Source organism: Mycoplasmopsis adleri, assembly GCF_045276205.1.
GTDB classification, from domain to species: domain Bacteria; phylum Bacillota_I; class Bacilli_A; order Mycoplasmatales; family Metamycoplasmataceae; genus Mycoplasmopsis; species Mycoplasmopsis adleri.
Genome location: NZ_CP174162.1, coordinates 744,872 through 760,593 on the forward strand (window position 1 = coordinate 744,872; position 15,722 = coordinate 760,593).

The 15,722-nt window shown below is 26.2% G+C and carries 13 protein-coding genes; 11 read left to right on the top strand and 2 right to left on the bottom strand.

Going from position 1 to position 15,722, the window contains the following annotated elements:
- Positions 1-78 precede the first annotated feature (78 nt).
- A complete protein-coding gene (locus ACJA22_RS03145) occupies positions 79-1,188 on the top strand; it encodes an IS30 family transposase (protein ID WP_406616823.1) in 1,110 nt (369 codons plus the stop codon).
- 223 nt (positions 1,189-1,411) lie between these two features.
- Here ACJA22_RS03145 and ACJA22_RS03150 read toward each other — a convergent pair whose 3' ends face one another.
- Complete coding sequence (locus ACJA22_RS03150) at positions 1,412-2,275, bottom strand: MAG2810 family protein (RefSeq protein WP_406617569.1); 864 nt, start codon at positions 2,273-2,275, stop codon at positions 1,412-1,414.
- A gap of 15 nt (positions 2,276-2,290) precedes the next feature.
- Positions 2,291-2,725 (bottom strand): hypothetical protein, encoded by a 435-nt coding sequence (locus ACJA22_RS03155; RefSeq protein ID WP_406616825.1) that lies wholly within the window; start codon positions 2,723-2,725, stop codon positions 2,291-2,293.
- A gap of 206 nt (positions 2,726-2,931) precedes the next feature.
- On the opposite strand from ACJA22_RS03155, the gene ACJA22_RS03160 reads away from it, so the two are divergent.
- From ACJA22_RS03160 to plsY, 10 genes are all read left to right on the top strand, one after another.
- Positions 2,932-3,639 carry a purine nucleoside phosphorylase DeoD-type gene (locus ACJA22_RS03160; protein WP_406616827.1) on the top strand — a complete coding sequence of 236 codons (708 nt, stop codon included), beginning with the start codon at positions 2,932-2,934 and terminating at the stop codon, positions 3,637-3,639.
- Between the two features lie 177 nt (positions 3,640-3,816).
- Positions 3,817-5,799, top strand: a complete 1,983-nt coding sequence (gene ligA / locus ACJA22_RS03165) for an NAD-dependent DNA ligase LigA (protein WP_406616828.1) — start codon at positions 3,817-3,819, stop codon at positions 5,797-5,799.
- Between the two features lie 71 nt (positions 5,800-5,870).
- Positions 5,871-6,632 (top strand): triose-phosphate isomerase, encoded by a 762-nt coding sequence (gene tpiA, locus ACJA22_RS03170; protein WP_406616829.1) that lies wholly within the window; start codon positions 5,871-5,873, stop codon positions 6,630-6,632.
- Between the two features lie 188 nt (positions 6,633-6,820).
- On the top strand, positions 6,821-8,473 hold the full coding sequence (locus ACJA22_RS03175) for an IS1634 family transposase (protein WP_406616830.1): 1,653 nt from the start codon (positions 6,821-6,823) through the stop codon (positions 8,471-8,473).
- Positions 8,474-8,545: 72 nt separating this feature from the next.
- Positions 8,546-8,767 (top strand): triose-phosphate isomerase, encoded by a 222-nt coding sequence (locus tag ACJA22_RS03180; protein WP_406617570.1) that lies wholly within the window; start codon positions 8,546-8,548, stop codon positions 8,765-8,767.
- 158 nt (positions 8,768-8,925) lie between these two features.
- On the top strand, positions 8,926-10,548 hold the full coding sequence (locus tag ACJA22_RS03185; protein WP_406616831.1) for a lipoprotein 17-related variable surface protein: 1,623 nt from the start codon (positions 8,926-8,928) through the stop codon (positions 10,546-10,548).
- Positions 10,549-10,839: 291 nt separating this feature from the next.
- Positions 10,840-12,492 carry an IS1634 family transposase gene (locus tag ACJA22_RS03190; protein ID WP_406616832.1) on the top strand — a complete coding sequence of 551 codons (1,653 nt, stop codon included), beginning with the start codon at positions 10,840-10,842 and terminating at the stop codon, positions 12,490-12,492.
- Positions 12,493-12,763: 271 nt separating this feature from the next.
- Positions 12,764-13,690, top strand: coding sequence for a 30S ribosomal protein S2 (rpsB, locus tag ACJA22_RS03195; protein ID WP_406616833.1), 927 nt, complete (start codon positions 12,764-12,766; stop codon positions 13,688-13,690).
- Between the two features lie 20 nt (positions 13,691-13,710).
- Positions 13,711-14,598 carry a translation elongation factor Ts gene (gene tsf, locus ACJA22_RS03200; RefSeq protein ID WP_406616834.1) on the top strand — a complete coding sequence of 296 codons (888 nt, stop codon included), beginning with the start codon at positions 13,711-13,713 and terminating at the stop codon, positions 14,596-14,598.
- Between the two features lie 144 nt (positions 14,599-14,742).
- Positions 14,743-15,531, top strand: a complete 789-nt coding sequence (plsY, locus tag ACJA22_RS03205; RefSeq protein ID WP_406616835.1) for a glycerol-3-phosphate 1-O-acyltransferase PlsY — start codon at positions 14,743-14,745, stop codon at positions 15,529-15,531.
- Positions 15,532-15,722: the final 191 nt, after the last annotated feature.

The following is a 15,722-nucleotide window of genomic DNA, read 5'->3' on the forward strand; positions in this document are numbered from 1 at the left end:
ATTAAAATTTAATGTGGATGCGTTTTTTTATATAAAAAAAGTATCCAAAACAAGAACAATCACGCATTCCAATTTATTATGAAAAATAATAAAAAGTTTAACTATAATCTGCGTGTTAAGCTTGAATTCTTGCTTTGAACAACTAATAATAGTATATCAAAAATCGCCAATAAATTAGGTTTTAATAGAGTTTCTATCATTAGAGAAATCAAAAATAATTCTACATTTTACGGTTATTTTGCAGAAGACGCTGAAATTAAAAACCGGATTAGATGTAATTGGAATCATCATTTTAGAATGATTAATAATATGGAAAAATATAAAGAATTTAGCAAAAAATTTAAACAAATATATGATGGAAAAATTTGAACAGTTGAATTAACTTATGAAAGAATTAAAAATAATTTTCCAGCTTTAAAAGTTCCTTCATTAAAAACAGTTTATAACTGAATCAATACTAATCAATGAGTAATTAAGAGAAAACATTTATTAAGAAAATACTACAAAAAGGATGGTAAAAGAGGTAAAGAAAGCGCGGTTAGACGACTTGTGGGCTCAAGATGAATTAGACCTATATGAACTAGACCACGCTCAATTAATGAAAGATCGGAATTCGGGCGTTGAGAAATAGATCTTATAGTTGGTAAGAGATCAACTAATAGCCCACATATAATGACTTTTACCGAAAGAGTAAGTAGAATAGGCTTTTTGGTCAAATTGCAAAACAAAAATCCTTGAAAATTAGCTAGTGCTTTGTGAGATTTAATTAAGAGAAAACATTTAAATGTTAAATCGATAACGCAAGATAACGGTTTCGAATTTAGCTCACTTTTTGCAATAGCAAGCAAATTAAAAATTTATATTTATAAAGCTGATCCTTACACTTCTTTTCAAAGAGGATCTGATGAAAACTTTAATGGAATGGTAAGAAGATTTTTTAAAAAGCATAGTGATTTTTCTACAATAACAAACGAGCGATTAATGGAAGTTCAAGATAAGATGAACTCAAGACCTAGAAAGTTTTTAAATTATCTTTCCACTATTGATGTTTACGCAAAATTAAATCAAGAAGACCCTTGAAAAGAAATTCCTATTGATGAACCCTTATATAGTTGACAAAGAAAAAAGATACCAAGTAACACACGCAGAAATGAATTCTTTCATTTATTTAAAAAGAAGAAATTTTAAGTAGCAGGAAATGGATTGTTTCTTGTTTTTTATTTTTACGCCAATAACTATATTTTTCCCCATATTATTATTTTGGTTACACCAATAAAACTAAAAAAGATATACCCTATATAAAGATATATCTTCTTGTTTTTAAGACTGTAGCTTTTGAGATTATAATCTAGCAAACCTTTAAACTTTAAACAAGTTATTAGGTTTATTATTTTTGATCAAGAAACAGCAATTATTTTACAGATGTTGTAGCAGTAGGACTTACCGGTTCACTAACGTTAGCAAAATCATCATTTGGACGAACATCCACTTCATTAGCTTCATTTACTTCTTTTTCAGAAATTTTTAATGTTAAATCTAAGCCAAAAGGAGCAAGAAGTTGAATAACTAAATAAATTAAGTAAAAATCATCTAAAAGTTTATTAGTAATAGCATCAATGATATTTTTTGGATTTAATGTTTTTGTTATATAAGCAACATCTAAAAGTTCACAATTGGTATCAAATCAAATAAATGCTTCTTGATTTCTTAAAACTAAAGAAAGGTTTTTAACTAAGCTTTTATTGCTTCTTCTTTTAGCAACAGGATTATTAATTTTCAATGATGTAATTTGATTTCTTAAATCTTTTATGTATTTTAAGTTGTTTTCATCTTTTAATCAATTTCTTAATAATTGGTTATCAATAGCATTTAAAACGATTGATTCATATTCTTTATCTAAGGTTATTAATTTTAATTCTGGGGCTGTAAAACAGTCATTATTGTCAAATAGTGTTATATTGAAATCTTTATTAATATTTCCAATTCTTGTAGCAATACCAAAACGTAATTTTCTTTCATCAAGTTCAATTTTGTTTTTATATGTGCTTGCATTCATACGATATAAACTACGTAAAGTTTTTTTATCTAAATCAGTAGTATCAACTCATGAATTATCAACATAAAGTAAGTTTTGCATCTTGAAAAATTGATTTACTGTAGAAGCTTCATACATTTCATATTTTCCTAAAGTTAAATTGTAAGTACTTAAATCACGGAAGTTATGAATGTTTTTATAAAAGTTTATAACATTATAGCTAATTATATTTTTACCAATTTCATCGGTGTTATATTAAGGTGTTAATCCAAAATATCTAAATAAATAATCAGTAATATCTCGATTATTGAATGAGCTAATTACATCTTTTTCTAGCATTGTTTTTTCTCGTTTAGCAATTAAATGAGCAATACCTGAAGAAAGAAACATTGCAATTGAAATTATGTAAAATGATCAGAAGAATGGTTTTTGATGGTCATATAATCAATCATTTTGCTTTAGTTTTAAGGTTGTGTAAATATTTAAACCGATTGTAATAATTAATCAAATAAACCCAAGAAGCATAAATGCAAATGAGCATCAAAAACCGCTAGTTGCTAATGAAATTCTTCGACTATTTTCCTTATTTTTATAAAAAGCATTTATCTTGCTTTCGACAGCATTTTTAACTGTCATGAATTGTTGTTGTTTAAACTTCTCATTAGAAAGAATTAAGTTATAGTTATTCATAAAACCTCCAGAAACACTATTATTAAATACTTATTAATATTATACTATTAATAGCATTAAGTATATTTTAGACTTTTTAAGCTTATAAAAAGTATTTTTTTACTTTTTCCTAAAACATATGGAAAAGTATGAAATATTTATATTTTTAACTTTTAAATACGTTATTTATTTTAGAATAAACATATACAAATTAAAGGAGTTCAATTATGTCAACACATATCAATGCGAAAAAAGATGAAATAGCGAGAGTATGCTTTCTTTCCGGGGATCCATTAAGAGCAAAATACATGGCTCATAAATATTTAAAAAATGTAAAAGAAGTAAGTAATGTTAGAAATGAAACATACTTTACTGGGGAATACAACGGAATTAAAGTAACATTTGGAGGACATGGCATGGGTATGTTTTCAATCGGTGCTTATGCTCATGAATTATTTACTGAATACAATGTAGATGTTATTATTCGTTTAGGAGCAACTGGCTCATATTATGATGAATATAATGTGATGGATACAGTGATTATTAATCGAGCTTTTAGCGATAATTTTTCAGTAGCTGAATTAGTAAATAATGAGAAAACTTTTGAATATTTTCCTAGTGAAGAAGTTACTAAAAAATTGATTGAATCTGCTAAGGAATTAAAAATCAAAGCACCAGTAGTTTCTGTACATTCAACTGATGTGTTTTATGCAGTTAGACCACTTGAAGAAACTAAGAAAATTACAAATTGTCAAGTCGTTGAAGCTGAGAGCTATATTCTTTTTGCTGAAGCTAAAAGATGTAATAAAAAAGCAGCCACCATTTTACAAGTTAGTGATTCATTAGCAAAAATGGAATTTAGTGATTATAAAACTAGAGAAACCGGATTCACTAACATGTTTGAAATAGCACTTAATGCACTTAAAAATTTATAATTTAATTGTTTTATAGTGCTTTTAGAAAAATATAAGCAAGTAAAAATTTCAATCTTAATTATTTTAGATTGATTTTTATTATGTGATTAATAGATAATTATGATTAAAAATAAAGTGTTAAATTTTATATAATTTATATATTAAATAAGATATCTATCTTATTGTTAAGGAGCCATCATGACTAAAGAAAATGCTAAAAAAAGAATTGAAGAATTAGTTGCTTTAATTAATAAATGAAATGAAGAATATTATGTAGAAAATAATCCTAGTGTTTCTGATTTAGAATATGATAAAGCATTACTAGAATTAGAAAAATTAGAACAAGAATTTCCGATGTTTGTTTTAGCAAATAGTCCTACTAATTTTGTTGGTGGTTTTGCTGAAAATAAATTTAAAAAAGTAATTCATGAAAAGCCTATGCTTTCACTAGCTAAAGCTTATGATTATGACGAAATTGAAAAATACATTGATAACATTTCTAAATTTGTGTCAGTCGAAGATATTCAATTTAGCATTGAACCTAAAATCGATGGTTTAAGCATTAGTTTAGTTTATGAAAATGGCAAATTAGTTCAAGCAACAACTCGGGGTGATGGTATTGAAGGTGAAGATGTGACTCAAAATGTCTATCAAATTAAAAGTATTCCAAAAGCAATTAATTATTTCAAAAAACTTGAAGTACGTGGTGAAGTATTCATAATGAAAAAAGATTTTGAAAAAATTAATGAAAGCATGCAAAAAGAAAATAGCAAAGTTTACTCTAACGCAAGAAATATTGCTAGCGGTACTTTAAGACAACTAGATCCAAAAATAGTTGCTAAAAGAAATTTGAGCAGTTATTTATATGAATTAGTTGATCCAGCTAGTTATAATATTCATAGTCAAAAAGATGCTCTTGATTTTATTAAAAGTTTTAATATTCCAACTAATCCATATGAAAAATTAGTTGAAGTAGAAGAATTAGAAGAAGCCATTGAAAACTTTGCTGAAATTAAAAATACACTTCCTTATGATGCTGATGGTTTAGTTATCAAACTTAATGATTTAGATTTATGAGATAAATTAGGTAAAACAAGCAAATTTCCTAAACATTCAATTGCATTTAAATATGATGTTGAATTTGCAATTAGCCCAATTAAAAAAATTTATGCAACTGTAGGTAGAACTGGAAAAATTACTTATGTTGCTAATTTAGAACCTGTTGAATTAAATCAAACAATTGTAAAAGCAGCAACTTTACATAATTACAACTTTATAACTACATTGAATATTAATATTAACGATAAAGTTAAAATTATTAAAGCTGGTGAGATTATTCCTAAAGTTATTGAATTAAGTGAAAAAGATTCAATAGGTGTATTTCCAAAAATTTTAAATTGTCCCTCATGTAATTCATTATTAGTTGAAATTGATGATAATGTTGATCAATTCTGTATTAATCCAGATTGTCCAGAAATGAATATAAATAGTATTTATCATTTTTGTGATAGAAAAGCTTTGAACATTGTTGGTTTAGGTTTAACAACTGTTAAGGATTTATATCCAAAACACATTAAAAATATTCTTGATGTATTTTCTTTAAAGAACTATAAAACAGAGTTAATGGAATTAAATCGTTATGGAGAATTAAAGGTAAATAATTTACTTAATAATATTGAAAAATCGCTTAGTAGTCCATTTTTCAAAGTACTTTTTGCTTTAGGAATTAAGCATTTAGGAATTAGAGCAAGCAAGTTAATTGCTAAAGAATATAATAACTTTAATGAACTTTTAGAAGATAAAGGTTTAAGCAAAATTGTTAATATTAAAAACATTGGTCCAAAAATTATTGAAAGTTTAAAAGATTATTTAGCTAATGAAGACAACCAAAAATTACTCAAAGCATTTGATGAAATTTTCTCATATTCATCAGTAGCAAAAAAAGCTTCTAATATTTTTGAAAACTATTCATTTGTTATCACAGGTAAATTAAGTAAGCCTAGAGATTATTTTGCTAATTTAATCGAAAATAATGGTGGTTCAGTTCATTCATCTATTTCAAAAAGTACTAATTATTTACTTTTAGGAGAAAATGCCGGAAGTAAATTAGACAAAGCAAAAGAGTGGAATATTTCCATAATTAGTGAGCAAGAATTCGAAAATATGCTAAAAAAAGCATAATTTATTTAATTATTCGTTTAAATATTTAATGATTGATTATAATATAAGATATTTTTAGAAAACGAGGTTATATGAAAAAGTTTATTATTATCGGTAATTGAAAAATGAATAACACATTTACTGAAACATTAGATTTTTATGATCAATTTGCTAAAGAATATAAAAAATTTATTAAACAAAACCGTGATTTAGAAAAATATATTAATAATAATACTTTCGCAATTGCTCCCGCTCATTGTAATTTAGCAGCTTATTTTACAAATAAGATTGACAATTTAAAATTATGTAGTCAAAATATGTCAAGACATGATGAAGGTGCTTACACTGGTGAAGTTAGTGCCCGCATGTTACAAGACTTAAATGTAACTTATGCTTTATGCGGTCACTCTGAAAGAAGAAAATACCACTCACAACATGAAAATGATGAAATGATTAACAAAAAAATTCAACAATCAGTTAAATTTAACATTACTCCAGTAATTTGCATAGGTGAATCTAAAGAACAACATGATAATAATAAAACTGAAGAATCATTGAAAAGACAAATTCAAGTTTTATTAAATGAAGTTAATATTGACAAAGTTATTATTGCTTACGAACCAGTTTGAGCAATTGGTACAGGTATTACACCTAACCCCGAAGAAGTGCAAAAAGCATGTGAAATGATCCATAGATTAACAAGCAAAAATGTCCCAGTTCTTTATGGTGGGAGTGTAAATGTAAATAATATTTATGAATTTGCAGAACAACCTGATGTTAACGGTTTTCTTGTTGGAAATGCAAGTTTAGATATTGATAAATTTTTACAATTAATTTCAATTCACGTTGACTAAAAAAATTAAATTAGGTTATATTATAACAAAAAATACTCTATAAGTCTCTAATATGACTAAATAGGGTGTTTTCCTGAGTTTCCAAGTTGGAGCTCTTTTTTATTACTTTTTTCAGTGTTATTTATATATAAATAAAAAAAAGTTATTTTTTTACATAATTACATTGTAATTTGTGGTATAATAAAGATATGAAAAAAGACAAATGACTATTAATTTCAAGAAAAAATAAGAACTCTACTTACTTATCTTTAGCACTTTCAGGAGGATTTGGCAAAGGTTATAAGAAATCTATCGGTATCGGTACAGTTGAAAAATGAGAAAAATATTGTTCTGATCCAGTAGAAAAAATTAAAAAACTATCTCAAAACTACAATACTGATTGAGATAGAAATATGATAATTAGACAATTAGAGTTAGATATAAGCAAGGTTAAAATTGAAACAAAACAGTTCAATTATGGATATGATTTGTTATACAGTTTCTTAGAAAAATTAAATCCTTTTAAAGATGCTAAAGTATCAAAATCCAAGTATTTAAATGATTTATTAAAATATATGATTTCAAATAGAATTGTAAATCCGGGTAGCATGCTTTCATCCTTTAAAAATAAAGACAAATTCAATATAAATTTAGAAGTTGAAAAGACGACATTTTATAATACTTTAGACTATTTAGCTGAAAATAAAAATAACATTTTAAAGAGTGTTAACGATACATTGATCAAAGATAAAAATAGAAAAATAGATATTATTTGATACGACTCTTCAACGGTATATTTTGAAAGTTTTGTAAGAGAAGGATTGAGATATCCAGGTTATTCTAAAGATGGAAAATTCAAAGAAGATCAAATTGTTTTAGGTTTAGCAACAGATGAAAACGGCATTCCAATTCACTATAAATTATTCAAAGGGAACACTGCTGATGCATCAACATTTATTAATTTTATTTTCAATATAAAATCACAATATGAATTAAACAAAGTAACACTCATTGCTGATAGAGGAATGAGTACAAATAGAAACATAAGATTCTTAGAAGATAACGATATTGATTACATTTTATCTTATAGATTAAAAGCGGCTTCAAATGACCGAAAGACCTTTGCAATAGATGAATCCGGCTATTTTGGAGACAATAATTTTAAATATAAAGAAACTACTTTTTATTCGTTTTGAAAGAATAGAAGAGCAAACGGACACAAGAGAAGATTGGTAGTAACATATAGTAAAAAAAGAGCATTAAAAGATAAAAATGATAGACAAATTTTAATCGATAATTTTATTAAAAGACAAGATAAAGACGGACTAGTTCATGATCAAGTAATGTTCGGTCAAAAGAAATTTAAATTCTTCGAAAAAGTTGGTGGTAAAGGTTATTACAAACTTAACTATGACAAAATTATCGAAGATGAAAAGTTTGACGGATATTATGCTTATGAAACCTCTAGATTTGATTTATCACCTGAAGAAATTGTGAATTTATATTCAAAACAATGACAAATAGAATCAAACTTTAGAGCTTTAAAAAGTGCTTTAGCTGTAAGACCTATTTATGTATGAAGTGAAAAGCATATTGAAGGTCATTTCGTACTTTGCTTCTTATCTCTTGTTTTATTAAATTTTGTTATTTATTATTTAAACAAAGGTTTGAAAGAACTCGGTGTTGTAGATGAAAAAATCACAATCAAAAAATTACAAGATGTAATAAAAGAAACAATCAAAACATGCAAGATTATTGACGGAAAAATTGAAAGTGAAGAATATATTATTAACGACAACAATAATCAAGCAATTCAAGATTATCAAACATATTTAAGAATTTTAAATGAATTAAAATTTTAAATTATTAAAAACAGCTCATCAAACAGATGAGTTGTTAAAAATTACATTGTAAAAGTTGGAAACTCGGGAGCAATTGGTACAGGTATTACACCTAACCCCGAAGAAGTGCAAAAAGCATGTGAAATAATCCATAGATTAACAAGCAAAAATGTCCCAGTTCTTTATGGTGGGAGTGTAAATGTAAATAATATTTATGAATTTGCAGAACAACCTGATGTTAACGGTTTTCTTGTTGGAAATGCAAGTTTAGATATTGATAAATTTTTACAATTAATTTCAATTCACGTTGACTAAAAAAATTAAATTAGGTTATATTATAACAAAAAATACTCTATAAGTCTCTAATATGACTAAATAGGGTGTTTTTTCATATAAATGTGAGAAAAATACCACTTTATAATTAAAAAATTATAATTATATTGCTAATAAACGAATAATTTCAAGGAGTAAAAATGAAAAAAATTAAAAAATTTATATTAAGTGGTACAGCTTTGTCCACAATACCATTTATTTCTTTAGTTTCTTCATCATGTTCAGATAAGTATGCTGATTATAAAACAACAATTGAAAAAGAATTAGAAGAAACAATAAGCAAAATTAATGAATCAAATTTTGTTATTAAAAATAAAGCAAATTTACTTCCAAGTAAAGTTACTGTAAGTGAAAAGGCATTTGAAGCAAACACAAATGGAGCAAGTGCAAATATTACTATTTTAAAGAAAGATGATTCTACTGGTACAATAACTGTTCAAATCATTTTAACCAAAAATAATATTAAAACTGACCCTAAAGTAATTATTATCACAGGTTTTAAAGTTGCAACTACAGTTAAAACACGTGTTGATGAATTAAATGAAATGCTAGACAATATTAACGAATCTAGTTTAGTTATAGATAAAAATGTTGAAGCATCGAAATTTAATCCTTCTACAATTCAAGTAAAAAACAAAGTTGCTGGTATTAAATATATTTTTAGCGTACAAAATCCAGATGATGTAAATGGCAAATTAACTTTATCAATTCAACTAGAAGATGAAACAACAAAAGATAAATCAAATACTAAAACATTCACAATTTCAGGTTTTAAAGTTGCAACTACTGTTAAAACTCGTGTTGATGAATTAAATGAAATGCTAATCAATATTGATTTATCTAAGCTAGTTATAGACAAAAATATTGAAGCTTCAAAATTTGACCCTTCTACAATTCAAGTAAATGACAAGATTCCGGGTATTAAATATATTTTTAGTGTTTCAGAACCAGATGATGCTAAAGGTGAATTAACTTTATCCATTCAATTAGAAGATGAAAAAACGCACGATAAATCTGATACTGCAGAACATCTAATTGAAGGATTTAAAGTTTCAACTATTGTTTCAAAGGCTCAACTTGATGAAATAGTTGCAAAAGTTACTGCTGAGAATTTCTATTTCCCAAATATGAAAGACAAAAAACCTTCGGAATTTGATGTTAATACAATAAAAGCTAATTATAAAAATTATGGTCCTTTAAAAGCTGTTGCTAATGAAATTGATTTAAAAGTATCTAAAGTAAGTTTTAATGATGATGACGGAACAATGGTTATTAAGGTACAACTAAAGTCTAAAAGTGATCCATCGATTATTTCTAATGAATCGCCTGAATTATTAATTAAAGGTTTTGAAGCAAATAATGCAGCCCCCGTAGAAAATGATTTAATTAAATTCATAGAATCTGGAAAACCTTTATTTATAGTTGATGAAGCTAAAAAACAAGCAGTGTTTAATACACTTAAAGAAATTGCTGAGAAAAAATTAAATGATTCAACAATAACAATTATTAAAAGCAAAATTCAAACACAAAGAAAAAATGGAAAACCAATTATCGGACTTAGTATCAATAGTGAATTAGGTGAACCTCTTAATACTCATGGTGGAGATGCTAATATCGGTTATAAAAACATACCTGGTAATAAATCTAGAAAAGGTGTTTATATAACTTATGATAAAGCTAAAAATGAAGTGACCATTCATTTCCAAATAATAGTAAATAACAAATGAAGTAAAATTTATACTCAAGTTATTACAGCAAAATAAAAACATAATTTAACTATAAAATAGGCATCTTAGTATTTAAGATGCTTTTATTTTTGCTAGTATTAGCGCGCGGAAACATAAATTTATAACCTATTATAAAATGTAGAATCATTAATTTATATTTAATAATAATTATGTTAAAATATAAAAGAATTTATAAATCACAACGATTTTATCCTGAGTTTCCAAGTTGGAGCTCTTTTTTATTACTTTTTTCAGTGTTATTTATATATAAATAAAAAAAGTTATTTTTTTACATAATTACATTGTAATTTGTGGTATAATAAAGATATGAAAAAAGACAAATGACTATTAATTTCAAGAAAAAATAAGAACTCTACTTACTTATCTTTAGCACTTTCAGGAGGATTTGGCAAAGGTTATAAGAAATCTATCGGTATCGGTACAGTTGAAAAATGAGAAAAATATTGTTCTGATCCAGTAGAAAAAAATAAAAAACTATCTCAAAACTACAATACTGATTGAGATAGAAATATGATAATTAGACAATTAGAGTTAGATATAAGCAAGGTTAAAATTGAAACAAAACAGTTCAATTATGGATATGATTTGTTATACAGTTTCTTAGAAAAATTAAATCCTTTTAAAGATGCTAAAGTATCAAAATCCAAGTATTTAAATGATTTATTAAAATATATGATTTCAAATAGAATTGTAAATCCGGGTAGCATGCTTTCATCCTTTAAAAATAAAGACAAATTCAATATAAATTTAGAAGTTGAAAAGACGACATTTTATAATACTTTAGACTATTTAGCTGAAAATAAAAATAACATTTTAAAGAGTGTTAACGATACATTGATCAAAGATAAAAATAGAAAAATAGATATTATTTGATACGACTCTTCAACGGTATATTTTGAAAGTTTTGTAAGAGAAGGATTGAGATATCCAGGTTATTCTAAAGATGGAAAATTCAAAGAAGATCAAATTGTTTTAGGTTTAGCAACAGATGAAAACGGCATTCCAATTCACTATAAATTATTCAAAGGGAACACTGCTGATGCATCAACATTTATTAATTTTATTTTCAATATAAAATCACAATATGAATTAAACAAAGTAACACTCATTGCTGATAGAGGAATGAGTACAAATAGAAACATAAGATTCTTAGAAGATAACGATATTGATTACATTTTATCTTATAGATTAAAAGCGGCTTCAAATGACCGAAAGACCTTTGCAATAGATGAATCCGGCTATTTTGGAGACAATAATTTTGAATATAAAGAAACTACTTTTTATTCGTTTTGAAAGAATAGAAGAGCAAACGGACACAAGAGAAGATTGGTAGTAACATATAGTAAAAAAAGAGCATTAAAAGATAAAAATGATAGACAAATTTTAATCGATAATTTTATTAAAAGACAAGATAAAGACGGACTAGTTCATGTTCAAGTAATGTTCGGTCAAAAGAAGTTTAAATTCTTCGAAAAAGTTGGTGGTAAAGGTTATTACAAACTTAACTATGACAAAATTATCGAAGATGAAAAGTTTGACGGATATTATGCTTATGAAACCTCTAGATTTGATTTATCACCTGAAGAAATTGTGAATTTATATTCAAAACAATGACAAATAGAATCAAACTTTAGAGCTTTAAAAAGTGCTTTAGCTGTAAGACCTATTTATGTATGAAGTGAAAAGCATATTGAAGGTCATTTCGTACTTTGCTTCTTATCTCTTGTTTTATTAAATTTTGTTATTTATTATTTAAACAAAGGTTTGAAAGAACTCGGTGTTGTAGATGAAAAAATCACAATCAAAAAATTACAAGATGTAATAAAAGAAACAATCAAAACATGCAAGATTATTGACGGAAAAATTGAAAGTGAAGAATATATTATTAACGACAACAATAATCAAGCAATTCAAGATTATCAAACATATTTAAGAATTTTAAATGAATTAAAATTTTAAATTATTAAAAACAGCTCATCAAACAGATGAGTTGTTAAAAATTACATTGTAAAAGTTGGAAACTCGGGATAAAATGTAGAATCATTAATTTATATTTAATAATAATTATGTTAAAATATAAAAGAATTTATAAATCACAACGATTTTATTAATTCACATTTATGGAAACATAAATTTAAGCACTATTATGAATTCACTTGGGTGTGCCTTGAGAAAAGGTGCTAGGTGTTCGAAATAATAGGATGATATAACAAACTAAAGGAAACACAACATGGAAAAAGAACAAAAAGAAGTAGCTGAAAAAGTTACTAAAAAAACAGAAGAAAAGAAAGAAGTTGCTAAAGAAAACAAACCTCTTATCGTTTCAAAAGAAAAATTATTAGAAGCTGGTACATATTTTGGTCACAAAAAGAGTTTATGAAACCCTAAAATGAAGGAATATTTATACCCTCAAACAAAACGTGGAATGCACATGATTAATTCAAACTTTACATTACAACGTTTAGAATTCATTTACAACTTATTATTAAAATATGTTTCAAAAAACCCTAGAACATCATTTATTTTTGTTGGTACAAAGAAACAAGCTAAAGACACAATTAAAGATAATGCTTTAAGAACTGGTAGTTTCTACGTATCAGAAAGATGATTAGGTGGTACATTAACAAACGCATCAACAATTTTCAAAAGAGTTGGCGCTATGGAAGAATTAGAAAAACAAGCTGCTGAAGGTTTTAAAGGTTACACCAAAAAAGAAGGTCTTTTAAAACAAAAAGAACTTGATAAATTACACAAAAACCTTGAAGGTATTAGAAAAATGAGATCAATACCTCAATTCATGATTGTAGCTGATCCAAACGAAGATACTATTGCTATTAGAGAAGCTAGAAGCAAAGGCGTTAAAGTTATTGGTATTTTAGACTCAAACACAGATCCTGATTTAGTAGACTTTGGTATTCCTGCTAACGATGATTCAGCAAAAAGTATTACTTTAATTATTACAATTTTAGCTGATGCTATTGCTGTAGCACGTGGTGGAAAAGCTAAATTTGCTTACCAACCTGATGACAAAATTGTTTTACCTGAATTCAAATCAGAAAAACCAGTATTTCAAAGAAATACAAAACCATTTCAAAGAAGACAACACACAGTTGAAAATGTAACTGAAGAAACTTCAAACACAAGCGAAAGTAAATAATTATAAAGGCGGTATTCATTATGGATAAAATGGCTTTAATTAAAGAATTGCGTGAAAGAACAAACGCAGGTATGGTAGATTGTAAAAAAGCTTTAGAAGAATCAAACTGAGATATTGAAAAAGCTATTACATGATTAAAAAGCAGTGGTAAAATCAAAGCTGCTAAAAAAGCAGGTAGAGTTTCAGCTGAAGGTATGATCGCTGTTGCATCAGATTCAAACACAGCAGTTATGGTCGAATTGAACTGTGAAACAGACTTTGTCGCAAAAAATGAAGACTTTACAAAATTGCTTAATTTAATTGCTGAAACCATTTTAGCTCACTCAAATGTTAAAAATGTTGAAGAAGCATTAAAATTAACTCCAGCTAAATCAAAAGAAACACTTAAAGATTTAATTGAAGAATTTACAGCAAAATGTGGCGAAAAAGTCGAATTAAGAAGATTTGAAATCATTAAAGCAGGAAAAGGTGAAGTTATTTCATCATTCGTACACGTTAATGGTCAAATCGCAGCAGTTGTTAAAGTTAAAGGTGCTGATGCTGAAAGTGCTCGTAATGTTGCTATGCATGCAAGTGCTATGAAACCTGAATTCATCTTTATTAAAGATATTCCAGCTGAAAAATTAGCACAATTTGAAGCTGAATTTGTAATTCCAGCTAACTTCGATAAGAAACCAGCAAACATTCAAGCTATGATCAAAAAAGGTTCATTAGACAAGAAAATTGCTGAAGTTACTTTAGAAGTTCAACCATTTATGATGGATGATTCAAAAACAATTAACCAATACTTATCAGAACACAAAAACCAATTAGTAGAAGTAATTCGTTACGGTGTTGGTGAAGGTGTTGAAAAGAAAGAAAGTGACTTTGCAGCTGAAGTTGCTGAACAAATGAAATCAGCTCAATAATTTATTCATTTAATAATTACTTAGTAGCAATACTAAGTTTTTTATTTTTAAAAATTACGAATATAGAATAATTTCTACAAAATTTATAATTATCTAGCGATTTTTATATCAGAAATAATTCAATATTGATAAAATAATAACAATATGAATATCCTATATAGTATATTATTAAATTTATCATTAGTTTTAATCGGCTATTTCTTAATTGGTTCATTTAATACTTCAATTATTTTAAGTAAAAGATATAAGCATGACGATATTAGAAACCATAATAGCAAAAACGCCGGAGCAACAAACAGTTTAAGAACTTACGGTAAAAAATTTGCTTTAGCAGTTTTTGTTATTGATGTATTAAAAGCTTTCATACCAATTTTAATTGTCGCTTTAATGTTTCAATTGATACCTGGCTGAAAAGAATTTGGAACAACTTATTTTATTAGTTTTCAATCAATTGGCTTAGGAGTTGTATTAGGACATGTCTTTACAATTTATTATAAATTTAAAGGTGGTAAAGGTGTTGCTTGTACAATTGGGGTTGTAATAAGTATTAATATCATTTTATTTTTAATAGCTTTTCTTATATTTTTAATTATTGTTTTAACATCTAGATATGTTTCATTAGGTTCTATTTTAACTGCTGCTTTAATGTTAATTTTTGTTTGAATTCCATGAATGATTGATGGTCCAGTAGGCTATTGAATGAACAATGTAATGAGACAAACCTCATTTACAGCACTTTCAGATTATTGATATGTAAGTCCTATTATTTATACTATATTAGCTACACTAGTAATTTCATTGCACTGAAGCAACATTAATCGTTTAATAAAACATACAGAAAGCAAATTAAAATTTAAAAAAGATAAACAAAATAAAGATGATATGTTTTCTGATGATGATAAAAATAATATTGTTCAAAATACAGCTTGTTAATTTCTTATTTGGCTATAAAACAGTCAAATAAGATTTTTTTATTAATATTTATTAATATGAATTTAGCACCTTTATGATGCATTGACTTTGATTAAAATAAACATATTAAAAACTTTTGTTTACGTTACTGAATTTAAGGTAATTCATAAATTATTTTAAGTTGTCGTTATTTCTGCAAAAAATAAGGTATT